At 59.5% G+C, this 22,954-nt stretch carries 21 protein-coding genes and 2 pseudogenes; 3 read left to right on the plus strand and 20 right to left on the minus strand.

Annotated features, from left to right (window positions below; all coding sequences use genetic code 11):
- Positions 1–13: 13 nt before the first annotated feature.
- The 5 genes from tssE to ABIC50_RS30550 all read right to left on the minus strand — a co-directional run bounded on the left by tssE (position 14) and on the right by ABIC50_RS30550 (position 3,840).
- Positions 14–499, minus strand: coding sequence for a type VI secretion system baseplate subunit TssE (tssE, locus tag ABIC50_RS30530; protein WP_105834611.1), 486 nt, complete (start codon positions 497–499; stop codon positions 14–16).
- 62 nt (positions 500–561) lie between these two features.
- Positions 562–1,065 carry an Hcp family type VI secretion system effector gene (locus ABIC50_RS30535; protein ID WP_006477093.1) on the minus strand — a complete coding sequence of 168 codons (504 nt, stop codon included), beginning with the start codon at positions 1,063–1,065 and terminating at the stop codon, positions 562–564.
- Between the two features lie 70 nt (positions 1,066–1,135).
- Positions 1,136–2,626, minus strand: a complete 1,491-nt coding sequence (gene tssC / locus ABIC50_RS30540; protein ID WP_006751237.1) for a type VI secretion system contractile sheath large subunit — start codon at positions 2,624–2,626, stop codon at positions 1,136–1,138.
- A 15-nt stretch (positions 2,627–2,641) separates the two neighbouring features.
- Entirely contained in the window at positions 2,642–3,157 is a 516-nt protein-coding gene (tssB, locus tag ABIC50_RS30545; RefSeq protein WP_006751238.1) for a type VI secretion system contractile sheath small subunit, read from the minus strand.
- A gap of 44 nt (positions 3,158–3,201) precedes the next feature.
- Positions 3,202–3,840 (minus strand): tetratricopeptide repeat protein, encoded by a 639-nt coding sequence (locus ABIC50_RS30550; RefSeq protein WP_011655822.1) that lies wholly within the window; start codon positions 3,838–3,840, stop codon positions 3,202–3,204.
- 375 nt (positions 3,841–4,215) lie between these two features.
- Here ABIC50_RS30550 and tssJ point away from each other — a divergent pair, with 375 nt between their 5' ends.
- The 3 genes from tssJ to icmH all read left to right on the plus strand — a co-directional run bounded on the left by tssJ (position 4,216) and on the right by icmH (position 7,054).
- Positions 4,216–4,824 (plus strand): type VI secretion system lipoprotein TssJ, encoded by a 609-nt coding sequence (tssJ, locus tag ABIC50_RS30555; RefSeq protein ID WP_011655821.1) that lies wholly within the window; start codon positions 4,216–4,218, stop codon positions 4,822–4,824.
- A gap of 104 nt (positions 4,825–4,928) precedes the next feature.
- Complete coding sequence (tssK, locus tag ABIC50_RS30560) at positions 4,929–6,275, plus strand: type VI secretion system baseplate subunit TssK (protein WP_006751241.1); 1,347 nt, start codon at positions 4,929–4,931, stop codon at positions 6,273–6,275.
- On the plus strand, positions 6,272–7,054 hold the full coding sequence (icmH, locus tag ABIC50_RS30565) for a type IVB secretion system protein IcmH/DotU (RefSeq protein WP_126227064.1): 783 nt from the start codon (positions 6,272–6,274) through the stop codon (positions 7,052–7,054). Before tssK ends, icmH begins: the two co-directional genes overlap by 4 nt.
- A gap of 92 nt (positions 7,055–7,146) precedes the next feature.
- On the opposite strand, the gene ABIC50_RS30570 is transcribed toward icmH, so the two are convergent.
- From ABIC50_RS30570 to ABIC50_RS30635, 15 genes and pseudogenes are all read right to left on the minus strand, one after another.
- A complete protein-coding gene (locus ABIC50_RS30570; protein WP_354168565.1) occupies positions 7,147–7,446 on the minus strand; it encodes a DUF7716 domain-containing protein in 300 nt (99 codons plus the stop codon).
- 173 nt (positions 7,447–7,619) lie between these two features.
- Positions 7,620–7,847, minus strand: a complete 228-nt coding sequence (locus ABIC50_RS30575) for a hypothetical protein (RefSeq protein WP_244101695.1) — start codon at positions 7,845–7,847, stop codon at positions 7,620–7,622.
- Between the two features lie 145 nt (positions 7,848–7,992).
- Positions 7,993–8,418, minus strand: a complete 426-nt coding sequence (locus tag ABIC50_RS30580; protein ID WP_012362955.1) for an SMI1/KNR4 family protein — start codon at positions 8,416–8,418, stop codon at positions 7,993–7,995.
- Between the two features lie 181 nt (positions 8,419–8,599).
- On the minus strand, positions 8,600–9,073 hold the full coding sequence (locus ABIC50_RS30585) for a hypothetical protein (protein ID WP_354168567.1): 474 nt from the start codon (positions 9,071–9,073) through the stop codon (positions 8,600–8,602).
- A gap of 21 nt (positions 9,074–9,094) precedes the next feature.
- Positions 9,095–9,315 (minus strand): annotated as a pseudogene (locus ABIC50_RS34050) (RHS repeat-associated core domain-containing protein); the annotation flags it as partial.
- Positions 9,316–9,411: 96 nt separating this feature from the next.
- Positions 9,412–9,795, minus strand: coding sequence for a DUF2750 domain-containing protein (locus tag ABIC50_RS30590; protein WP_354168568.1), 384 nt, complete (start codon positions 9,793–9,795; stop codon positions 9,412–9,414).
- Positions 9,796–9,953: 158 nt separating this feature from the next.
- On the minus strand, positions 9,954–10,559 hold the full coding sequence (locus ABIC50_RS30595; protein ID WP_354168570.1) for a hypothetical protein: 606 nt from the start codon (positions 10,557–10,559) through the stop codon (positions 9,954–9,956).
- Positions 10,560–10,623: 64 nt separating this feature from the next.
- Positions 10,624–11,019, minus strand: coding sequence for an immunity 50 family protein (locus tag ABIC50_RS30600; RefSeq protein WP_354168572.1), 396 nt, complete (start codon positions 11,017–11,019; stop codon positions 10,624–10,626).
- Positions 11,016–11,156: a hypothetical protein gene (locus ABIC50_RS30605; RefSeq protein WP_354168574.1), complete on the minus strand. Its 141-nt coding sequence runs from the start codon at positions 11,154–11,156 to the stop codon at positions 11,016–11,018. Before ABIC50_RS30605 ends, ABIC50_RS30600 begins: the two co-directional genes overlap by 4 nt.
- Positions 11,157–11,939: 783 nt before the next feature.
- On the minus strand, positions 11,940–12,380 hold the full coding sequence (locus ABIC50_RS30610) for a hypothetical protein (protein ID WP_354168575.1): 441 nt from the start codon (positions 12,378–12,380) through the stop codon (positions 11,940–11,942).
- 146 nt (positions 12,381–12,526) lie between these two features.
- Positions 12,527–12,823, minus strand: a pseudogene (locus tag ABIC50_RS30615) (hypothetical protein); the annotation flags it as partial.
- Positions 12,824–13,279: 456 nt separating this feature from the next.
- Positions 13,280–13,747 carry a hypothetical protein gene (locus ABIC50_RS30620; protein WP_354168577.1) on the minus strand — a complete coding sequence of 156 codons (468 nt, stop codon included), beginning with the start codon at positions 13,745–13,747 and terminating at the stop codon, positions 13,280–13,282.
- Between the two features lie 827 nt (positions 13,748–14,574).
- Entirely contained in the window at positions 14,575–15,015 is a 441-nt protein-coding gene (locus ABIC50_RS30625) for a hypothetical protein (RefSeq protein ID WP_354168578.1), read from the minus strand.
- 10 nt (positions 15,016–15,025) lie between these two features.
- Positions 15,026–19,669 carry an RHS repeat-associated core domain-containing protein gene (locus ABIC50_RS30630; protein ID WP_354168580.1) on the minus strand — a complete coding sequence of 1,548 codons (4,644 nt, stop codon included), beginning with the start codon at positions 19,667–19,669 and terminating at the stop codon, positions 15,026–15,028.
- 50 nt (positions 19,670–19,719) lie between these two features.
- A complete protein-coding gene (locus tag ABIC50_RS30635; RefSeq protein ID WP_354168582.1) occupies positions 19,720–22,893 on the minus strand; it encodes a type VI secretion system Vgr family protein in 3,174 nt (1,057 codons plus the stop codon).
- Positions 22,894–22,954 lie beyond the last annotated feature (61 nt).

Here is a 22,954-nt window from a genome sequence, read left to right on the forward strand (position 1 = left end):
TCGGCGGCTTGACTCACAGCATTCTTGCCGCGCGTGTGCGCGTGACCGAATACTGCAGCGTCGACGGCTGCAGCATCGCGTCGAAACTCACCGGCTCCTCGGCCGGATGCACGACGAGCAGCGCCTGGATCGCGAAGTAAAGCGCGTTGGTCGACTGCTCGTTCAGCTCGAACGTCACCTGCACCTGCTGCAATCGCGGCTCGTGGCGCGCAATGGCCTGCTGGATCGACTTGCAGATGAACGCGCGGTCGTAATGACTCGCGAGGCTCAGCCCCGCGAAATCGTTCAGCCCGTAGGTCAGCACCGACTTCTGGCATTCCGGCAGCTCCGCCAGCTCGAGTTCGGTGTGCGCGATACGGGTGTTGAGGATCGCCTCGACGTCGCGGGCGACCGTGTTCTTGAGCTCGTCCAGCGACAATTGCCGCATCGCTGCCGAGGCCGGCAGGTGCGGTTCGTCGTCGAACAGCTTGTCGAGAAAACTGGGTTCGAATCGTTTCATCAGCCGGCTCGCACAGCGAAAACGGCAACGGGACGCAGCGCGCCCCGTTGCCGCAACCGACCTTAGACCGCGTAGGTCTTGTCGTTCTTCGTCAGACTCCAGGCGCCTTGCGTGTTGCCGCCCTGGTTGCCGCCGATCTTCTGCTGGGTTTGCTTCCACTGCACAGCTGCGTACTTCAGCGAGAACGTCTCGAGCGGCAGACCTTCCTCGCGAACGCTCGGGGCGATGCTCGAGATGATCACGTACTTGAGCTTGACTTCCAGATACTGCACGCGCTTGCCTTCACCGTCAGCGCGCGAGAAATGGACCGTCACCTCGTCGAACGTGGTGCCGCCCGAAGCGTGTTGGTACAGCAGCGGGCTCGACGAATCGATTTCCTTCGTGAAAATCATGTCGCCGTGCTCGCAACGCGTCATCGTGTGACCGCCAGCGGTCGATGCGGTTGCCGAACGCGGTTGAACGATCGAGTGATCCCACGATTTCAGCTCGATCCAGCCCTGGTGGTCCTTGTCCGCGGACTCGCCCTTCACCGCGGGACTACCAAACTGCAAGTGCATATGTAACATGGCCCTTCGACTCCCCAAAGAGGTGGTTTTAACGTCCTACCCAGGCGGCCCGCCCGGGCGATTTGCTCGCTTATGAATTTGCCGGTTTGGGCAGATCAGCGACAAGTCGCAGAGAAATCGAGAGTTCGTCGAGCTGAAAGTGCGGGCGCAGGAACGCGACCGAACGATACGAGCCCGGCTTCCCCGGAATCTCTGACACTTGTATGGATGCCTCGCGCAGCGGGAATTGCGCCTTCTGTTCCTGCGATGCGTTGTCGTCGAGCAGGACGTACTGCGAAATCCACCGGTTGAGGAAAGTCTCCACGTTCTGCGCCGATGCGAAGCTGCCGATCTTGTCCCGCATCATCGCCTTCAGGTAGTGCGCGACGCGCGATACCGAGAAGATGTACTGAAGCTGGGCGGACAGGACGGCATTCGCATTCGCGCTGTCGGTGCTGTATTTTTTCGGTTTCTGCACCGATTGCGCGGCGAAGAACGCAGCGTAATCCGAGTTCTTGCAATGAACGAGCGGGATGAAGCCGAGGTCGCTCAGCTCCTTCTCGCGGCGATCGGTGATCGCGATTTCGGTCGGGCACTTCAGCGCGACTTCACCGTCGTCGGTCTTGAACGTGTGGGTCGGCAGATCCTCGACGAGGCCACCGCCTTCGACGCCGCGGATCGCCGCGCACCAGCCGAAGTCGTCGAACGCGGCGGTCAGGCGTGCCGCGAATGCCCATGCCGCATTGCACCACAGGTACTTGTCGTGCTCGGTGCCGTCCACGTCCTCGACGAAGTTGAAGTTCTCCGCGGTCTGGCCGTCCTTCGGATTGAACGGCAGGCGGCCGAGGAAGCGCGGCAGCGTGAGGCCGACGTAGCGCGAATCCTCGGAGTCGCGGAACGACTTCCACTTCGCGTATTCGACCGTGTCGAACACCTTGCCGAGATCGCGCGGCTTGCCGAGGTCGGAGAACGACTCGAGGCCGAGCAGCTCCGGCGACGCCGACGCGATGAACGGCGCGTGCGCGGCGGCCGCGACGTGCGACATCTGCTCGATGAAATACATGTCTTCCGGCTGGCGCGAGATCTCGTAGTCGCCGATCAGCGCACCGAACGGCGAGCCGCCGAACGTGCCGAACTCTTCTTCGTAGACCTTCTTGAACAGCGCGCTCTGGTCGAACTCGCTCGCGCCCTTGAAGTCGCGCACGAGGTCGCGCTTCGGGGCGTGCAGCGCCTTGATCTTGATCGTCTGGCCCGTGTTGCTTTCCTTGACCAGGTAGTCCATCCCGCGCCACGTGCTTTCCAGGCGCTGGAATTCCGGCGCATGCATCACCGCGGACAGCTGCGTGGAGATCAGGCGGTCGAGCTCCGCGACGCGCGCGTCGATCGTCGCCGACAGGTTGTCCGACACGATCACCGTGCCGTCGAGCACCTGGTGCACGAGTTCGCCGATCAGGTCCTTCGCACGCGCATGCTCGGAATCGGATTTCGCGACCTTGCTCTTCTCGACGATGTCGTCGAGCAACGAAGTCCCGGCGGCGTATTCCGCGCCGCTCGCTTGGGCCGCAGCCGTTTGCTGGTTCATCTCAATACTCCGTCGTCATTCGCCGTCTTTGTCGCCGCCCGTGCCCTTCGCGAGCTCCTGCAGCTGCTGCGTGTTCTTCAGCACTTCCGACAGCAGATCCTCGAGCTTGTCGTTGCCGGCGAGCTTGTTGCGCAGGTCGGCGAGCTTCGAACGCGCGTCGAGCAGGCGGCGCAGCGGCTCGACCTGTTCGACGACTTCGTCCGGGCTGAAATCCGACAGCGAACGGAACTTCAGGTCGACCGCGAACTTGCCGCCTTCCGGGCTCAGGCGGTTTTCCACCTGAAACGCGGCGCGCGGCTCGATTGCCTTCATCACGTCGTCGAAGTTGTCGCGGTCGATATTGACGAACTTGCGGTCGCGCAGCTTCGGCTGCTCGATTTCCGACTGGCCCGCCAGATCGCCGACGACCCCGACGACGAACGGCAGTTCCTTCACCTCGATCGCGTCGCCCTTCTCGACCTCGTAGGTCAATTGGACGCGCGGCGGCCGAATTTTCTGCAAGCTTTTCTGAATGCTTTCTTTCTTGGCCATCTCGACGGCTCCCAGGTTAGTTGTGGTTATCGCGTCAGTTGCGGTCAGTTGCGCAGCGCGCTGAATGGATCGGCTCCGCCCTTCTGCCCCGCGGCGGCCTGCGGTGCCGCAGGCGGCGTCGGCGCGGTCGTTGCCGCTTCAGCGGCCGGTGCCGCACCGGCCTTCGGACGATGAACGATACGGCGCGGCGTACGCGCCTTCGTGACGCGTTGCTCCGGCGGGAACAGCGCCGATTCGCCGAGCGTGTCGCGCAGCTGCTTCGCGAGCGCCTGCGCGTCCGACTTCGCGTCGCCCGCGAGCGACGCGTCCTGGCGCAACTCGCCGAGCGACTGCGTCGCGATCCGCAGGCCCGCGACGGCCAGCACGCTCTTCGCCTGGCGGTCGGTCGCGTCACGCTGCAGCGCTTCCTGCGCGGCGACGATCGCCTGGCCATAGTGGTTCTGGGCAAACTGGATCTGCGCGATGCGCGACCACGGCTCCTCGCGCGTCGGATCCGCCTTCGCGAGCTGCTGGTACAAGCCGAGCGCCTTGTCCTGGTCACCCGACTTCGCAACGGCGTCCGCATCGGCCAGCGACTTGTTGAACACCTCGGCAGTCGGCGCCGGCGGCTGGCTCGCGCAACCGGCGATCACGCCGCAAGCCAGCACTACCCCAGAAAGTTTTGCGAAGAGACGGTCTTTCATCTTATATCCACCGGCGCGTGAGTATTAAAATCGTTGAGAATCTGGTTCTTTTGCTTTGCATGAAGCGCGCGGGTATAGTACCGATCAATTTTTCATAATTCAATCGCTGCGTGCAGAGTAATTCCTTTTAAAACCGAGCGCTACCCCTCGAAACGCCTCCGGCAAAGGCCCGGCGGCGGCTTTCCCATCGACCGGAATGCGCAAGTTTTACTTGGCCAGCCAGGCGCCGCCGGGGCGACGGAAAAATTTTCCGGGGGCGCGCTGCGCCGCACGTTTGCTTAATAGTTGAACACCAGATAAGCCGGACAGGCGCGGAGCGCGCGGAAGGCCCGGTAGTTTTGACAGGGGAGTTAAAGGCGGCACGCCGGAAATACGATGAGATCAATGATTCGCTATGCGCTGCCGCTGATTGCCTGCGCGCTCCTGGCCGGATGCGCGGCCGCCCCGTTGCTCGGCTCCGCCGCGAGCGCCGTGCTGCAGGCTGCCGGCGTCGGCAAGCCCGATTTGCCGGATGCCCAGAAGCCCCCGCGCAACATCGGGCTCACGCTCGCCGCCGCGCCCAACCTGAATGCCGCGAACGATCGCAAGCCGCTCGCATTAGTGGTAAGACTCTACGCGCTGAAGGATCCGACGTCGTTCCAGCAAGCGCCGTTCGACGCGTTCACCGATCCGACCAAGGAAAAGGCCGCGCTGGGCGCCGATCTGCTGAACGTGCGTGAAATCACGCTGATTCCGGGCCAGCGCTATATCGCGACCGAAAAGGTATCGCGCGAAGCGCAGGCATTCGGCATCGTCGCGCTGTTCCGCGATCCCGCCATCCAGCGATGGAAACTGACGTTCGACCCGGCGAAGTCGGAGAAATCCGGCATAATCATCGGCCTGCATAATTGCGCGATGACGGTCACCGATGGCTCCGTGATCGCCCCGCAACAAGGGGCGCCTTCGCAACCGCTGAATTTGCTTTCGTCGGTCAGCTGCGGTTAAAGACATGACGCGCGAATGTCAATTAACAAGAGTTAACAATTGGCGAGTTAATTCGGGCATGACCAAATCGATTACATCGCAACGCCACATTAACCGGATTTGACATGAGTTATTCGGCCAAGGTGCTGTGGGGGGAAGGGCTGTTCCTCCGGCCTCAACACTTTCAGCGGCAGGACGCCTACCACGAGGCGCGCCTGTTCGAATCCATCCAGGCGATCCAGCCGTACAACTGGGGCGTGCGCTCGGTGCGCATCGATCGCGATGCGCTCGGCAGCAACGTGCTGCGCGTGGCCGAGCTCGCGCTCGTGTTCCCGGACGGCGCGCTGTATGCCGCGCCGCAGGCCGACGACCTGCCGCCGCCGATCGCGCTCGACACGCTGCCCGACGGCATCAACGAATTCGTGTTCTACCTCGCGCTGCATCCGCTGCGCGAGAACGGCACCAACTACAGTGACGATCCGGCTGCGGGCTTCATGACGCGCTTCGTCAGCGAGCAGACGAGCGTCGCCGACAACTTCACCGACGCCGCCGAAGCCGACATCACGTTCCTGAAGACGCAGGTCAAGCTGATCGCGCACAGCGAGCCGCGCGACCAGCTGCTGTCGGTGCCGCTCGTGCGCGTGCGCCGCACCGCGACGTCCGGCTTCGAGATCGACGACAGCTTCGTGCCGCCGTGCCTCGCGATCGAGGCTTCGCCGATCCTGCACCAGCGGTTGCGCCAGCTGGTCGACGCGCTGCAGGCCAAGGTCAACGCGCTGTACGGCTTTCACCGCGAACCGTCGAAGAACATCATCGAGTTCCGCTCGGGCGACATCGCGTCGTTCTGGCTGCTGCATACCGCGAACGCCGCGTTCGCGACGCTCGCGCACTTGCACCAGCATGCGGCGCTACATCCGGAACGACTGTTCCAGGAACTGCTGCGCCTCGCGGGGCAACTGATGACGTTCTCGAAGGGCTATACGCTCGCCGATCTGCCCGTGTATCGCCATGACGATCCCGGCCCGAGCTTCGCGCGTCTCGACCTGATGCTGCGCGAGCTGCTCGACACCGTGATTTCGACGCGCTACTTCGCGATCACGCTCGACGAGGTGCGTCCGTCGTTCCACCTCGGGCGCCTCGATTCCGGCAAGATCGACGACAAGACCGAGTTCTACCTGGCCGTGTCCGCCGACATGCCGAACGTCGAGCTCATCGATGCCGTGCCGGCCCGCTTCAAGGTCGGTGCGCCTGACGACGTCGACAAGCTCGTGCTGTCGGCGATGCCCGGCGTGCGGCTGTCGTACACGCCGCAGGTGCCGCCCGCGATCCCCGTGCGGCCGGGCGCGTGCTATTTCTCGCTCGATTCGCGCGGCGCGCTGTACGAGCGCATGCTGCAGGCCCAGTCCGCGATGATCTACGCGCCGACTGGCATCAATGACCTGAAATTCGAACTGATCGCGGTCACCTCATGAGCTACGCGCCCTCCCTGTTCGGCGACAACACGCCGGCACCGCTGCAGACTCCGGCGTCGACCGACGCCGCGTTCCAGGCCCGTTCGCTGGTCGACCTGCTGTACGACGGGTTCTTCATGCTGTTCCTGCTCAAGAACGGCCGCGAGCCGGACAGCGCGAGCGAGTTCAGCACGAAGATCCAGGAATTCCTGTCGGATTTCGAGCGCGGCGCGAAGAAGCTGAATATCGCCGCGGAAGACGTGTACGCCGCGAAGTTCGCGTATTGCGCGGCGGTCGATGAAATGGTGCTGTCGTCGCAGTTCAAGATCCGGACCGACTGGGAGCGCCGGCCGCTGCAGCTCGTGCTGTTCGGCGAGCAGCTCGCGGGGGAGAAGTTCTTTCAGTATCTCGAGGAATGCCGCGCGCAGGGCGCGGCGCGGTTGCAGTCGCTCGAGGTGTTTCATATGTGCCTGCTGCTCGGCTTCCAGGGCAAGTATCTGCTCGAGGGGCCGGAGAAGCTGGCTTATCTCACCGCGCGGCTGGGCGACGAGATCGCGCATATGAAAGGCAAGCGCGCGCCGTTCGCGCCGCATTGGCCGCTGCCCGATCAGATCGCGCATCGGTTGAAGCGCGAGGTGCCGGTTTGGGCGATCGGGGCGGTGTTCGCGCTCGTCGCGCTGCTGGGGTTTCTCGGGCTCAATACGTATCTGAAGGACAAGACGCTGCAGGCGTTGGCGCCTTACTCGCAAGTCGTCAAGGTCGGACCGGAGTCTGCGAATTTGACGATTTCGTTGCCTTGAGGGGCTGGTTTCGTTCTGCGCTGATGCTTCATCGAAAAAGGACCGCTCGGCGGTCCTTTTTTACTGTGGCGCATGGCACGTTGCGCGCGTCGTCAGAGCAGGATGAACTCGTCGTTGTCGACGTAGAACACGAATGCATCGAACAATTGCGCGACCGTTGGTTCGTCGACCTGGTCATGGGCGTTGATCACGATGTCCTCTATCGTCGCGCTGTTCAGGGTCACGTGCCAGTCGGGTTGTGTTGCGATCGCGGACGGCGTGGCGGCATCGGAGAACGCGCCCTCTGTCTCAAGCGTCCATGGCATCGGCGGCAGGCAGAGCCATCCGGAGAAATCGCCGGGGTGTTCGAGGATATGCTTCAGCGACGCGGTGGTCGCGGTGATGGTCGACATGGGTAGTGCGTTTGTAACGAGGATGAGTTTTGCTGGGCGCCGCAGTGTCACGTTGGCAGGCCGTCATTATGCCGATTCCGCGACGGGGGAATTGGTCGGGCTTGATCATCCTGCGGCGTGCGAGTGCTGAGGGAAGCGGCTCGCCGACAACACCCTTGGAAGCCCGCCATCTTCTAGCACGTCAAAATCCGAGCAATGTCCTCAAGCTCATCAACAGAAAAATCACTCACCGCCTCAAGAGAAACTCCGTAATCAAGATCAAATTTCACATTGAACGGCTTTCCCATATACTCGCAGCACAAAATATCAGCCTCCGGCAGACGGACCACTTTTTGGAGGGAAATTCCACCCTTTCCCCCGAGCAATGCACTGCGAACGCTCTCGAAATCCAGAGCATCCAAACCTTTCGAATTAAATTTCCGCATCGTTAAGTACCTTATCGCAGTCAAGATCCCCGATCGTCATCTTGTCAACACCGGGCCTCGATCGCGGCAGCCCGATCGGGTCTTTGCTGATGAACTGTCCGTTGCTTGAATCACGCGCCGGTTATAGATCATCTCCCGTTATGCCGCCGTCTCGAATGCTAGTCAATCCGTCGACAAGGTCGCGAGCCAAAGGCTTGATTTCATCTTCTGTGAGCGCGCCAAGCGGCACAACAACGAAGCGTTCGCCTCCTCTGAGATCGAGGGCAAAGCAGTAATCCCCGCCATCCGTACCAATACCCACGAACCCGTGCCCCACGCGCTTCGTGATTGAATACAAGGCATTAAGTTCGACGATCTGCTCGACGGTCCACAGGGCCAGATAGAGGTCACCAACCTCTCCCTCGCCCCCGTCCGACCACAGGAGGAGATCCTTATAGTTCGGTGGAAGCGAAGCGCACAGACTCGTTTCCAGGCTCGCGATGGCCGCCGGTGTGGACGGGGCGTTTCTGTGAAAGCCAGCGCCCAGCAATGTGGTGAAGTCCGTCATTTGATGGCTCCGCGTCGATCGAAGTATTTATCCGCGTTCTTCAAGGCACGCTTGCGGCAAGCATCCGAGATTCCGGCGGGGGCGTGCGGTCCTGATCTCACCTCTCCCCAAGCGTCAAGCCTTTGAGATTCACCAACAGATCGGTAAGGCGTAGCACTCCACATACTGCGGCTCTTTACCTTTACTCCTTACTCCATCTTTTTATATCTATCAATCGAACCCCGTCCATCTCGAAGAAATCGAAATCAACAGCCAAAGACATGTCGGCCGATATAAAAACAAGATCATCCAATATCTCAGTCCAAAATTCGAGCGCTACGTTTAGCAACCCTATCACCCCAACCTTCAGCAAGCCGCAATACTTCCAGTCCTCGTCAATCAGAACATAAAATTCGCGTCCAAAATTTTTAATGAGCGAAAATTCAGAACGAACTTCCTCCACAGGAATGCGCATTATTTCCAGACTAAGTCCAGCACGAATCAGCCTGAACCGCTCTAAAATCGAATCTGTTTCCTCAAGGGAAAGCAATTCTGGACGATCAAGCGATGGAAATAACGCCGCCACCTTGGAAAGGTAAGTGCCGCAAATCTTCTTTCCGTTGGCCCTCCTGAAAAGAAGCTCCTTCCGGTACTCACTTACATGGTTTTCACTCACTGACACCTCCTAATTGGCATTTTTTGGCAGCGGATCGTTCTCCGGTACATAGCGGTCGTACTCTTCCACTCCGGCGCGGTGCCCCCTCAACCGGTTCTGCCACATCTACGCCAGCGGCACAAATGTCCCCGCTCGTAGATTTCGTGTGTCCCCCGCTCACCGTCGCTTTCGTACACCAACGTGTCACCATCCCACCCGAACATCGGCCGCTCGCCGTACGCCTTCGCAATACGGCGACCGAACGTCGACTCCTTCGCGATAGACCGTCTCAAGTGCGGACGTTCTACCGATGTGGTTCGGTGCAACTTCGCCTCATAAGGATGTGTTCCTTCGCGGAGTTACTCGTATTGCTCGCGTTCCCGTCTGATCAATTTTTTGAGGTCCACCGGCGACATGAGTGTCCCGCGATCGCCCGGTGCCGCGAAGACAGCACAAATTCGCTGATCATTCGCCATCCCTGGCAGCCATCGCTCTAGAAAATCCTCTAGGGCAATCGCCTTTGGGCGAAATCCTTGCCATTGATCAGTCGCGCACAACGTTGCGAACGCCTCCTCAGGCCAGAAAGGCACCACCGTCGTCGCGCCGGCGCTGGCCGTGGCCCATCCCTGATCAAAGAGGCTCCAGACAACTTCAGAGTCGGCGACCTTGCGGAGGAAATATTCGCATCGGGATTGCGCATCGAGTCGTAGCACGTTCTCTATCTTCTTTGGATGTGCTGACATTAGTAACTTCCGATTTGATGCTGAGTCTTATGTAGGTGGGCGTAGCGTGGGCTAAGGCTCGCTTTATTTAGCATTGAATTCCTCACATTTACACGTCGCCCCAAACCCACCGCCACTATCGAATGATTTGACTCAGAAAATCACCCTCCACCAATTTCTTACCCCACTTGAAGGTAAAATCTTCCAAAATTACCTCCATCATGGCCACCGCCATCCGATAAAAACAAATACCCAATCCCATCAGACAAAATACCAGTCGTTAATGGAAGCGCCAAATCGAGATCACCGCCGTATATCGAAAGCCGACGCCGAAACCCTTCGATATTGATCGGCGACTGGAGCCAAGCATCGACACCATCAACCTTGGACGCTAAATTTTCATCATCGTCGATTTCTTTACTCATCGCCCTCTCCATTCTTCCACGTTCCAGCACAACACCCTGGCTTTCGCTTCGCTCAGAATCACCTTCACCATAAGCAATCACGACCGCATCAGATCGCCCGTCTCGCGCGCGAAGTTTTCTGTAATGAGTTACAGTGCGCATCTCATAAGGAATAAACACGGATATCCATCGCGCACCGCTCACTTGATCGGAGAACCATGTTGCCGGCACGCTAAAGAGGTGGACCAAAGGCTCCCCGTCAGCGCCAGTTGGCCATTGAATTCCTGAAGGGAGCTTGACGCCGCCGCCGACATATCCATCTCCTGGCGTAGGTCCCTTGTTGCTAAAGATCACTTCGGTATACACAATCGCCACCCCCATATCATTCGCCAAATCAACACTTGAGCCACTTCAAATATGCGACCGAAATCGATTGATTTATCAATTAATGGCTCCCGACATATCCCCAGGTAACGCCCTCAATACGAATCCAATCGCATGAGAATTTCAACGCAACTTGGTTCTTGCAAGAAAACCGAACGGACACCCGATCGTCCATATCCTTTAAATCAATCTCTTCCACGATATTTTTTTGCCCCCATTGGAAAAACGAAAAATTGCACACCCCAACAAACGAAATTCCGATATAAACCTCATCGTAATTCTGCGGCCACCGCGTAGGGTGCTTTGTTGGTTTTTGTCCCGTTGCGAGCCTAATTGATATCCTTGGCTCGTCTCGAGCGACACGAACCTCGGTTAGCTCTGTTCCGACAAGGGAAGGAAATTCTCCATAAATTGAAGTGATCGCCTTGGGATTCATCACTTTCGTTGTCGTATTCATTTCCTGTTTTGATAGTTGCAGCAGTAGTGATCATTCATATGTTCGCGCACCAGATTGCCGACCGCATCGAAGAAAAACTGCACGCGGCTGTATCGATTCACCGCGTCGATCAGCCTGCCGCTCCGATCGTAGGCCAACCGTTTCTCCCTTGTTCTCGCGTTCTGCCAGCTCGAGGGCCGGCCATCACCTCGCCGGCCCTCGAGCCGCTGCCTGACGCGCTACAGTTTGTCTTTTCTTCTTCATCGGCATATCCATGACCTTTACCTCTCATGATATGCCCCGCCCACAAAATGACGGATAGGTCCGCCCCTCCCCTGACCTATTCTTCTGAGTTGAGTTCGGCGACCCATGTTGCAGACATGCTCTAATCGACCGCACGAACTGATCGCTATCCTGCAAATGGAACGATCTTTGAGGTGCCCGCTCCACAAACTCACACCCGACTAGCTTTCCGTCCAGTACAAAGCAAGAACCCGTATATGCCCCGTTCTTAATCCCATAATTCTGCAATGGTGTATCGGGCGGCAACGCCTCCAACTCCGTTATCAAACTAGCTAGTCCAAACGTTTTCAGTTTGAGACTCGCAGTATTGGACTGGCGCGACTTCGCTTGAGCAAGGACAAAAGACGCTCGCTCAACGCGAGGATAGCCAGGAATCTCAACCACATCCGCCGAGATCAGAATGGAATCTAGAGCGTCCTTCCATTCGTTGGCGAACATGTTCGCCAACATCATCGTGATGCGTTCGATTCCGCTCGTCATCGACATCCCTCCCGCGAAACATGCACACCTGTACGGGTACCTGTTTGCAACATTTCTGCCTCAACCATTGATATGCGTCCAGCCCCATGTCCAAGAATCGCCATGCGCAAGCGCTCCCCGCGCCCGGAAAGGACAAAGGCCGATCATGCGACTCCCAACTAAAAGTAGGTCTGAATCTCTGGATACTCGTCCAAGAAAGCTGCACTATGTATGAACTTGTTCAGGTCACCCTGCGTGCTTTTGGCGGCATCTACTATCGCCCGCATTTTCTCTGCGTCGTTCGAATTCACAATCCTGCCGACCAACAGTAGCGGCCACTCCTGTGCGCTCGCGTTTCGGAGAAAGTCTGGAAATTTGATTGCAAGTCGCTCTGCATACAGCTTTGCATCGGCTTTATCAAGGACGACCAAAATTGATTCCTGTATCCCGTAGTCGTCGTCATCGCCAAAAGTATCCAGCAACGTATCTGTAACACGTCCGTCGAGCTGGTCCTGAACATCTCTTGCCAGCTTCACGAACGTCCTCGCGTCTGTCGGATTCTCATAGCGCGTCAACGAAAGCAGGTTATTTCGCCATTGCTCGAATTCGGTTTCGGTCATGGGAAATCCTCTACTTGGTTAAGAATCTACTGATGCCACACATAGCGGCACCGTTGGCCGAGCAGATCGTACGTATGATGTTCGCGCACCAGATTGCCGTCCCAACCACCACTAACAACAAGGGCCGCTCGCGCGGCCCGTTTTTCTTATACCTGTGATTCAAAATACCAAATCAAGAAGTCATTAAATGTGGCCCAGCGAGCTTGGACCCTCCCTTTTATGAAATCATTTAGAACCAGAATATCGAGATCATAGACAGCACCATCGTTCTTGCTGTATAGGTACATCCCTTCACCTTCATCCGAAGTCAAGGCTAGATACTGCTCCGGAATACCATATCGATCCCTTACATACTCTGTTTGGTCCGGAATTGTGGGAATAGACGACCCCTCGATATCAAGCAACTCTGCAACAGGTCGAGGACTTATAAAGCTGCCCCGATATTTAAGATAAAACTAGCCAAAATCAGTACCTGGCGCAACGCCCAGATCCTGAAGCGCCCTAATGACTGTCTTCGGATCACCTCTAGCAATATCTCCCGTAGATCCGGCCAGATACTGGTCGACTGTTGCTGGAATCACAGATTGCATCCTCCATTTTTCGAGGTGTTCGCCTTTGCCGCGTGATCCTGCCAGTATTGCTTTCGATCAATGTCAATCCGCTTGGCTTGAGTCGCTTCAAAAAAGAGAGCTGGGTACCGTATAAAAAAGTATAGGCCTCACACACTGCTTTTCCAGCAGGACATTGATTTGGATATGGAGCATCGAAGGAATACTAATTTGCAACGAGCAATGGAAGGCCGCGCACCATTTATGATGAAAGATTGTGCACCCCAGCAATCAATTGCATCTCCATCAATAAATCGACTCACTGCTCCGCCGCCCTACTTAATTCGATCCCTACAAACCAATCAAGTACTTCGAGACTGCGGGATACTCGTCCATGAATTCGCTAGATTTCAGAAATGAGATAAATCCCGCCCTCTCTTCATCGCTCGACTGCAACACATTTCCCATCAAAAACTCAAAATCCCCGTATTCCGACTCGATCCCTACAAGCGTAACTGCCCATTGTTTTTGCGGAGCTCGTTCAATTATTCCTCTAAGCTCACGAATCAATGCAGGATAAAATATGTGGCGATCGGCTGCCTCCACGACATTTCGAGTTCGCTCTTGAATTCCAAAATCGTCTGCATCCGAGAACGTTCTAAGAAGTTCCACTACGACTTCGTAGCTCATGTTCTCCTCAGCTGCTTTCAATAGCTCTAAGAATTCATCGCATTTTTCTTCGCTTGCGAAATCCGCACAAGCATGTAAGCGGTCACGCCATGGATCAAAAGAAAAATAGGTTTTCTGTCTTTTTAGCATTTCAGATGTGCTTGCACGTCACAGCACTTCCGCCAAGCACTTCGCACAAACTGCAGTAAATAGCCCTATCGCCTTCTCCATCGCATGCTCATCGGTAAACCTGCACATTTCTACCGACTCCCAAATCCCGCCCATACCTCGAAGAACAGACAGGTCCTCCGCCATTCCGTAGCCGGGATATTCCAACTCCTCATAAACCAACGTTATGGGAAAAACGCGCCCCGCGGCGGGCTTCACGCCCGACCGGATCATATCGAGAACGTTTCTGGTTACCAACTCGGCAGGTTGAGAGCCGTGTGTTTCACATATCGCGTGAGCCATATTACCTAACCTTCATTTTAAATCCACGTTGCGTAAGATACCTCGACTGACCCAGCGGTCCCGAGGGAACGGCCTCGCCACCAGCCCGCAACACGTTAGCAACGTGGTCAACGCAGCTATTCGATCTCTCATCATATTGACCCAATTCGCGTCCGATTTGGGACTGCTGATAAGCGATCGCCGCATTGGCGTTGGGAAGTGGCACTTCCGTAGTGTGCAAGACAGGATCGTTAACCATCAGCCTTTCACGTGTCTCGTTTACCACCGTCGTAGTCGTATCGCCCGTGATGACATGATGCGTATGAACGGACGCAGTCGGGCCCTGGACTTCAACCGTATAGTGCCTCGTCGACTACCAGTGTCGTAGCGTCGGATCACTGCTTTACCGGCGCATGGTGTGAGCCCGAGAGGATCGACCCATTCACGATAGGCCTGCAAGCGCCATTTACCGGGTCGCTGAATCCCCAGCGCCCGGAAAGGACAAAGGCCGATCGTGCGACTCCCGACTAAAAGTAGGTCTGAATCTCTGGATACTCGTCCAAGAAGGCTGGGCTATGTATGAACTCGTTCAGGTCACCTTGCGTGCTATTGGCGACATCTACTATCGCCCTCATTTTCTCTGCGTCGTTCGAATTCACAATCCTGCCGACCAACAGTAGCGGCCACTCCTGTGCGCTCGCGTTTCGGATAAGGTCTGGAAACTTGATTGCAAGTCGCTCTGCATACAGCTTTGCATCGGCTTTATCAAGGACGACCAAAATTGATTCCTGTATACCGTAGTCGTCGTCATCGCAAAACGTATCCAACAACGTATCTATAACGCGTCCGTCGAGCTGATCTTGAACATCTCTTGCCAGCTTCACGAACATCCTCGCGTCTGTCGGATTCTCATAGCGCGTCAACGAAAGCAGGTTATTTCGCCATTGCTCGAATTCAGTTTCAGTCATGCGAAGTCCTCTACTTGGTTAAGAATCCACGGCACTTTGAATATGCAAGCATCTCCTGCATAGCTTCGTTGTACTTCTTCGGGTCACCGACCTGCGCAGCGACACGCCGAACATCCCGGATCTCCATCGCCATTGCTCCACGCCAGTTCCCCCCTTCCAGTTGACTCTTGATCAGGGCACGATATTCCTTGCCAGCATTCCCCTGATAGCCATGACTCATCGTCATTTCATGATCTTCAGGAGCCATCTGAATTGCTGGACCTTGGCTACGCGCAAGCGGGCTAACACTGGCGGCGGGCATATGGTGAGATTCAATTCCTGATGCAGTCGTTCCGCCATACGATCCTCCACGGTACGGCCCCGTCCCCTCAGGATTCCCCTTCTTCAAGCAATCACACGGGCAGCGAGCCAGCCCGAGCGGATCAATCCACCCGGTTGGATTGGGCGCGTATTGATAAACGTTGGTCCCCCCTTGGAGCCCTATCGGATCGTTACTGACAAACCGGCCGGTACTCGGATCATAGTACCGGTGCCGGTTATACGAGAGCCCCGTCTCATCATCAACCTGCTGCCCCTGAAACCGCAACGGATTCTTCACCACAATCCCCGCCGCCTTCGACGCCCGCGCAATAACCTCCCGCGCTTCCCCCCAAGCCTTATACGACGCCTCCCACACCACGTCACCATCGCCGTCAGTCAGCAGCTGCGGCGTGCCAATCTGGTCACAGTGATAATAGAACAGCGCCGCGCCGCCTCGCCGCTCCGGCACCTTCTGCAGCGGATCCTCCTCCGGCACATACCGATCGGTACTCTTCCACTCCGGCGTCGCGATCCCCTCGACCGGCTCCGCCACATACTGCGCCAGCGGTACAAACGTCCCCGGCTCGTAGATATAGTGCGTGCCCCGCTCGCCATCGCTCTCGTACGCGAGCGTGTCCCCATCCCACCCGAACACCGTCCGCTCGCCGTTCACTTCCTTCGCAATGCGCCGACCAAACGCGTCATAGAAATACCGCGCCTGACTCTGCCGCGACGTCTCCGCAACCCGCGCGGACAGCAAGCGATTGAACTCATCCCACTCGTATTCCTGCTCGCCCGCCGGCGTACGCTTGCGCATCAGATTCCCGCGCGCGTCGTACTCGAAGTGCATCCCCGCATACGCCTTCAGCAGGTTGCCCAGCACCTTCGGCACCTCGACCGGCAACGTGCTTTCCGGCCGCACCGGGCTCGGACGAGAGGCCGGCGTCTCCGTGGTCCGCACCGGATCGATGATGTTGCTCGCCGGATCGAACGCGAACCGTTCCTTCGCGACCGGACTGATCGCCTCGATCAACCGTCCGACCGGATCGTATCGATAGTCGATCCCGCCCTTGCGGCTATCCTCGATGCGCGACAACTGCCCCGCCGCGTCATAGCGATACCGCCGCTCGGCAAGCGGCGCGGGCGACGTCGACCGTTGAATCGTCTGCTGCAGCACGCGCCCCGCCGGATCGTAATGCGTGCGCTGACCGATCTTGCTCGACAGCACGCGCACCGTCTCGCGATGAAGATCATCGCGCTCGAACTGCACGCGCTCCTCGCCATCGAGCAGCATCCCGTGCACATGGCCGGAACCGTACATCAGCCAGTCGACGGCATGCCCATCCGGCCGCACGGTCCGTCGCCGGTTGCCGAGTTCGTCGTATTCGTGATGCCACACGTAGCTGCGTCGTTCGCCGAACAGATCGTACGCGTGATGCTCGCGCACCAGATTGCCGACCGGATCGAAGAAGAACTGCACGCGGCTGTATCGATTCGCGGCGTCGATCAGCCGGCCGCTCGGGTCGTAGGCAAACCGCTCCTCGCTCTCCCCCGCGACCCGCTTCAGCAGACGGCCGTTTGCGTCGACGTCGATCGCCGTCACGCAACCCGCTTCGTCGACCGAAACAAGGCGGCCGCTGTCTGGATCGTATTGATAGCGCGTCGACTTGCCGTCGAACGCAACTTCCTCGATCAGCCGCCCGGCCGGATCATAGTGGAACTGGTACGTCGCGAAGTTGGCATCGGTCAGCGCACTCAACCGGCCGAGACGGTCGTAGCGATACGCAATCGTCTGGCCGAGCGCATCCGCGCGGCTCGCAATGCGGCCAACCGCATCGTAGCCATATCGCGTCGATCGATTGAGTTGATCCGTATGCCCGAGCATTCGCCCTTCGGCGTCGTACTGCACGTGTTCGACACCGGCCGGCGAGCGAATCTCCGTCAATTGGCCATTCGCACCATAACCGTACGCAACCACGCCACCGGATGCGTCCTTGGTCTCCGTCACGCGGCCAATATCGTCGTACCGCCACTCCGTCTTCTTTCCGGAGCAGTCGGTATAGCTGGTGACCTGGCCCGCCTCGTTGTACTCGAGCGCCTTCGAGCCGCCCTTCGCGTCGGTGATCTGCGTCGGCAATCCCTTGTCGTTGTATTCGTACTTCGTCGAGTGCTCGAGCGGATCGATCTCCTCGACGAGGTTGCCCGCATCGTCGTACTTGCGCTGCCACACGTGTCCGTTCGGATCGACGAGCCGGATCATCTGATCCTTGTCGTCGTATGCCATCTGGACGACGCTGCCGTCCGCAAGCTCATGCTCGACCAGATTGCCGCGCGCGTCGTATTCCCGCCGCTCGATGCTGCCATCCTGGCGGATATGCAGCACCAGATTGTGATGCGCATCGCGCCGGAACCACTCCTGGTTGCCGTCCGGATACACGATCCGGTACACGTAACCATGGATATTGAAGTAGTAGCGCGTCATCTGACCGAGCGCGTCGGTCACATAGGTCAGGCGGATATTCGGGTTCCACGCGAGCCGGAGATCGAGGCTGCCGTCATCGGCATATTCACGGATGCATTTCGCGTCGGCGTTGTCTTCGGCATCCGCGCCATCCCATTCGAGCGTCATCCCGCGGCCGGTGCGGTCGGTGTAGCGCGTCACGAGGTGACGTCGATATTGATACGTCCGCGCATTGCCGTGCCGATCGACCGCGCGCACGAGGTCGCCTGCCGCGTCGTATTCGTAGCTCGCCAGCGTACGGCGTGCACCGTCCTTGAGCACGTGCTCGATCTGCAGGATCCGGCCATGCTTGTCGTGCTCGAACGCGAGCACATTGCCGCTTGCGTCGATGAGGCGCGCCAGGCGATCAAGCGCATCGTAGTCGAGCGTGATCGTATTTCCCGCGCGGTCCTTCTGCATCGCGAGCCGGAACGCGTCGCCGCGGCGCTCGTACACATGCAGCACGGCGTGGCCGTATGCGATCGTCACCCACGTATCGTCGAGCCGCGACAGCGTCAGGTTCTCCGACAGATCGTCGTGCACCGCGCCGGCCGCAAGCGCCGGATACTCGATGCTGCGCCCTTCCGCATCGCGATAGATCCACTGACCGTTCTTGATGTCGATTCGCGTCGTATAGGGGGTAATCCACCGCGCACCCAGTTCGCCGTCGTCATACGCGGAAAGCCGGGAACGGTACGTACGCTCCCAGATGAGCGGCAGCGCGCCCGGCAGGTCGAAATCGACATGCGAGAACGTTTCGTCACCAAACGCGAAATCGATGGATGCGGGCGATGCTCCGACACCGCAAGACTTGCACGCGCTCTTCCCCGGCCCTTCAGACGGTGCTTGCCCGTTGGTTTTCTCCAGCCCCTCCTGTCCGCGCGTCTTCTTCGCCTGGCTCGTCCCCGCCGCCTTGACATCCGCACTCTGCTCATGGAGCTTCGCGCGTGCCTTGACGCGTGCGACAGCCTCCATCAACTGCACGACCAGCCACATCATCTTGCCTTCTTCGCTGCCCGCAAGCGAACGGATCGACGTCGCGATCTTCGGCGCCTCGGTCCGCAGGAATGTCACCGTGCCGCGAAACGGCTCGAGCCATGCATCGGGCGCGAGCGTCGCCATGGTGCCCGCAGTCTTGTTCACGGCCTTCTTCCCGAGCGCCTTGGTGCCTTCGTACGCGAACTGGATGCCGTCGCCGACACGGCTCGGGCTGTACCACGGCCGGGCGTCCGCCAGCTTTTTGGCGAGCTGCTGCTGGCGCCTCAGATTGGCGTTGGCGTCGAAGAGCTGCCCGTGCAGCGCTTTGTCCATGCCCGTCGCCAGCGCGAGCATGATCTCCTCGGCTTTCGATGCGCATCCGTCGAGCAGCTCGACGAGGCCGGCCTTCAGCTTGTTGAGAAAATCCTCGATCTCGGTCGCGCAAGTCGCGTTGATATGCGTGACCAGCACCGAGATGATCGCCGCGCCGAGATTGCTGCGCGTCGCCAGCAATTCGTGACGAACGAGCGCGAGCAGCGGGCGCGCCGACATCCGGAACGGCGCGAGCGTCGGCGGAATCGGAATGATGCCGAGCAGGTTGATCGCGAGGCTCATGTAGTCGAGCACCTGACCGCCGCGCTTCTCGACGATCTCGGCAATATCGCCGAGCGCGTCGACCATCGCCATGATGTTGCCGACGATCGGCACCGCGCCGGCAAAGGTCTTTACATCCTCGAACGTGATGTGGTTGCCGCTGATCCGTCGCAACCACGCATCGAAGCGGTTGCCGCCCGCGGCGACATCCTTGGGGGAAACATCGCTGAGCCAGGTAACGGCCTGTTCCTTCTCGGCGCCCGGTGGAAGTTGTTGTGCCATGTCGTTTTTCGTTCAATTCGTTTTTTTTAGACGGCTGACAAGCCGCCCTCTCAGGATTTCAGCGGTCCGCCAAACCCGGGGGTCGGCAGCTTCATGCCGCCCGCGGCTGACGCCACCGTCGTGGCGCCCTTGCCCGCGATTCCAGTGACGCCGGGCAACGCACCCTGCAGCGCCCCGGACGCGGCATTCGCGGCCGGCGCGGCCAGCGCCGCAAGCCCACCCTGACGCGCGGCCTGCACCATCCCGGCCACCTGCTTCGCTGCACCGCTCAGGCTGGACGCCGTCTGCAACGCGGACACGACGCCCGCCCCACCGAGTGCACTCGCGGCAGCCGGCAATGCGGAACTCGCGAGCCCGCCGAGCGCAGCGCCCGCGCCGCCGCCGCTCGCGAGCCCCATCGCCGCGGTGGTCGCCGCGGGCGCCATTCCCTGCAACTGGCTCGCAAGCTGCCCGCTCGCCGCTGCCTGCGCGGCTTCCGGCGACGGCTCGACCGGCTCTGCCGGCCACTTCGCCTGCTTGAAGTAATTCGCCGGCTGATCCGACTCGCGCGGGTCCTTCCCGAACTCGACGCGCACCGCGCCCGGCGGCAAGCCACTCACGACCGTATAGCCACTGTTGTCGAGCGCGCCCTTCTTCAGCACGGCACCGTTCACGTCTTTTACCGTGAACAACCCGCCCTTCACCGCTTCGCCGTTTACATACTTGTGAATCAGTTCGAGCTGCCCCGGCTGATCCGGCCGCGGGCTCGGCAGCGGATAGCCCATGCTTGCCGGCCCCGCGAACGTATGCGACGCGCCCTTCACGTCCACCGCGCCCGGCGTATGAATCTCGATGTTGCCGCCCTGGATGCGGATATACCCGCCGCCGCTGGTCAACAGAATCCCTTGATCGGCCGCGATCTCGATCCGATCGGTTGCGGACACAACCTTCACCGCCTTCTGCGCGGTCACCTCGACGTTGTCCGACTGCGCCTGGATCTCGACCTTGCCCTTGCCCGCGAACAGCTTCATCCCCGCGTTCTGCACGAACAGGCTCAGCTTCTGCCCGATACTGCCGATCAGCGACTTGCCGGCCGCGACATGCACGCTCTGTCCGCTCGCGACGTTCACGTGATCGTTCGCTGCCATGTGCAGCGACTGCTGCGTCGACATCCCGATCCCGGACGGGCTGCCGAACAGCATCACCGGCTCCTTGAATGCGTTCGCGCTGCCCGTGCCGCCGCCTGCCGTTCGCCCACCCGACGTGCTGCCCGATACGTTGTTCTGCGTTGCGTCGGTGAACGCGCGCATCGTGTCTTGCGCGTCCTTCAGGCTCTCCGCCTGATGCTGCTCGCTCACACCCGACATCGCCTCGACCAGGCTCTCGCCCGTCACGAGCTGCTGCTGCGCTTCCTTCACGTCGAGCGGCTGGCTGTTCGGCGCCTTCGGATGGGTGGTGACGTACAGGCCCTGGCTCGCCCGCACCGCGCCATACGCATCCGAGCGCAGGTCGAACCCGCTGCCCAGATACGAGCCGCGCGAATTGCCGTTCTGATCGATGATGTAGCCCAGATGCAGCAGGCTGTTCGCGCTGCTACTCATCAGCTGCACGCGGTTCTGCCCGGTCGCGTCGTCCATCACGAGCTGGTTGTAGCCGCCGCCCGAATACTCTTTCGACCGGTATCCGGACAGAATCCCGTCGCTGTGCCACTGCGGCTGGTTCGCGCCGTTGTACACGCGCCCGACCGCCAACGGCCGGTCGCAATCGCCGCCGACATAGTCGATCAGCACTTCCTCGCCGATGCGCGGCACATGCACGCCGCCGTAGCCGCCACCGGTATCCGACTGCACCACGCGCACCCAGCACGACGCGTTCTCGTTGCCCGGGTTCAGACGGTCCCACACGAACTGCACGCGGATCCGGTTCAACTCGTCGGTATAGACTTCCTCGCCCTGCGGCCCGACGACGATCGCCGTCTCGAGATGCATCTTCGGCTTCTCGTGTTCGAACGGGCTGCGATACGGCACGCTCACGCGCTGCGCTTCGACTTCGACGAGGTAGAAGCCGACCGAGCCGTCATCATGCGGCACGCGAAACGCGGGATCGGCACCGTAGCCCTCCTGCGCTTGCGTCAATGCTTCGCGCAGGCTGTACGGAAAGTCCGCGCTACTGCTCGCGACAGGCAGGTTGTTCTCGATCCACCACTCGACACCGATCGCCGCGAACTCGCGCTGGTCTGCCGGATCGCGATCGTGCTCGGGATGATCCGACAGCACGAAGCGCCGGCCGGCATCGATCGCGCGCACGCCGCCCGCGCCATGGAAGCGCTTCGCCTGCGACTCCCATTCCTCCATCCTGATCTTCGTCAGATGGTCGCCGCGCGTCTGGTCCAGATACGTGTACGCCCCGGTGTACTCGTAGACTTCGAGCTGATCGGGCAATTCGCCCTGGCCGCCCATCGTCGGCAGCGTCGTGCCCTTCGGGTTCGATGGTTGCGACGGATTCTTGTAGTCGAACGTGCGCGTCGTCCGCGTCACGCTCTGCAGCGTGCGCGTGCCCGACCATTGCGTGAACGCGTCGGCTTCGCTCGCCGCGCCGCCGCGATAGAAGCGCACGGTTTCCGGCGACAGCGACGCGAACGCCTGCAGATTGTCGGTGATCACGAGCGTATGCGACTTGCCGTCGTCGGCCTGCTGCCACGTGCTGTAGAGGCCTTCGCTCTCCATCAGCCTGTGCACGAAATGCCAGTCGGTGTCGTGCTGACGCGTGTATGAACGGCTCGGCAGCGGCTTCGACAGCGCGAACCGAAAATGCCCCTGCGCCTGCGGATGCTGATTCAGCACATCGCTGATGATCTGATCGACGGTCGTGTCGTTCCAGAGGCGCTGGTCGCGACGAAACTTCAGGAAATGGGTGAAATCGGCGAACGTGAGCTGATAAGTCGTGAGCCCGCCGTCGGCGCCTAGGCGGCGCGCGGTATGGACGTAGCCGTTGACCGGCCGGTAGCTGCGATCGCCTTGCTGGATCCACAACGTAACGGGCTGCGCGATCAGTTTTTTGAGTTCCAGATCGCCATCGACCGACAGCACGTCGAGCGTGAATTCGTATGCGCGCCCGATGTGCGAACGGCCGACCGCCCGCTGCACGGTCAGCACGTTGGCCCCCAATGGCGTATCGAGCTTCAGCAGCCGGTCCTGCTGAAGCAACCCGCCGCGCAATGCGGCAATCGTGTTCTGCATGTTCATGGCAACGGCCTTTTCTTCTTGTGACGCGCCCTCGGATGGCGCGCAATGCGATTTCGCTCGC

This window comes from Burkholderia sp. 567 (genome assembly GCF_040545115.1).
In the GTDB taxonomy this organism is placed as follows: domain Bacteria; phylum Pseudomonadota; class Gammaproteobacteria; order Burkholderiales; family Burkholderiaceae; genus Burkholderia; species Burkholderia ambifaria.

Bases quoted from the DNA above. Each gene is read 5' to 3' on its own strand.
- tssE (WP_105834611.1), bottom strand. From the start codon at position 499: ATGAAACGATTCGAACCCAGTTTTCTCGACAAGCTGTTCGACGACGAA.
- ABIC50_RS30535 (WP_006477093.1), bottom strand. From the start codon at position 1,065: ATGTTACATATGCACTTGCAGTTTGGTAGTCCCGCGGTGAAGGGCGAG.
- tssC (WP_006751237.1), bottom strand. From the start codon at position 2,626: ATGAACCAGCAAACGGCTGCGGCCCAAGCGAGCGGCGCGGAATACGCC.
- tssB (WP_006751238.1), bottom strand. From the start codon at position 3,157: ATGGCCAAGAAAGAAAGCATTCAGAAAAGCTTGCAGAAAATTCGGCCG.
- ABIC50_RS30550 (WP_011655822.1), bottom strand. From the start codon at position 3,840: ATGAAAGACCGTCTCTTCGCAAAACTTTCTGGGGTAGTGCTGGCTTGC.
- tssJ (WP_011655821.1), top strand. From the start codon at position 4,216: ATGAGATCAATGATTCGCTATGCGCTGCCGCTGATTGCCTGCGCGCTC.
- tssK (WP_006751241.1), top strand. From the start codon at position 4,929: ATGAGTTATTCGGCCAAGGTGCTGTGGGGGGAAGGGCTGTTCCTCCGG.
- icmH (WP_126227064.1), top strand. From the start codon at position 6,272: ATGAGCTACGCGCCCTCCCTGTTCGGCGACAACACGCCGGCACCGCTG.
- ABIC50_RS30570 (WP_354168565.1), bottom strand. From the start codon at position 7,446: ATGTCGACCATCACCGCGACCACCGCGTCGCTGAAGCATATCCTCGAA.
- ABIC50_RS30580 (WP_012362955.1), bottom strand. From the start codon at position 8,418: ATGACGGACTTCACCACATTGCTGGGCGCTGGCTTTCACAGAAACGCC.
- ABIC50_RS30590 (WP_354168568.1), bottom strand. From the start codon at position 9,795: ATGTCAGCACATCCAAAGAAGATAGAGAACGTGCTACGACTCGATGCG.
- ABIC50_RS30595 (WP_354168570.1), bottom strand. From the start codon at position 10,559: ATGGGGGTGGCGATTGTGTATACCGAAGTGATCTTTAGCAACAAGGGA.
- ABIC50_RS30600 (WP_354168572.1), bottom strand. From the start codon at position 11,019: ATGAATACGACAACGAAAGTGATGAATCCCAAGGCGATCACTTCAATT.
- ABIC50_RS30610 (WP_354168575.1), bottom strand. From the start codon at position 12,380: ATGACCGAAACCGAATTCGAGCAATGGCGAAATAACCTGCTTTCGTTG.
- ABIC50_RS30620 (WP_354168577.1), bottom strand. From the start codon at position 13,747: ATGCTAAAAAGACAGAAAACCTATTTTTCTTTTGATCCATGGCGTGAC.
- ABIC50_RS30625 (WP_354168578.1), bottom strand. From the start codon at position 15,015: ATGACTGAAACTGAATTCGAGCAATGGCGAAATAACCTGCTTTCGTTG.
- ABIC50_RS30630 (WP_354168580.1), bottom strand. From the start codon at position 19,669: ATGGCACAACAACTTCCACCGGGCGCCGAGAAGGAACAGGCCGTTACC.
- ABIC50_RS30635 (WP_354168582.1), bottom strand. From the start codon at position 22,893: ATGAACATGCAGAACACGATTGCCGCATTGCGCGGCGGGTTGCTTCAG.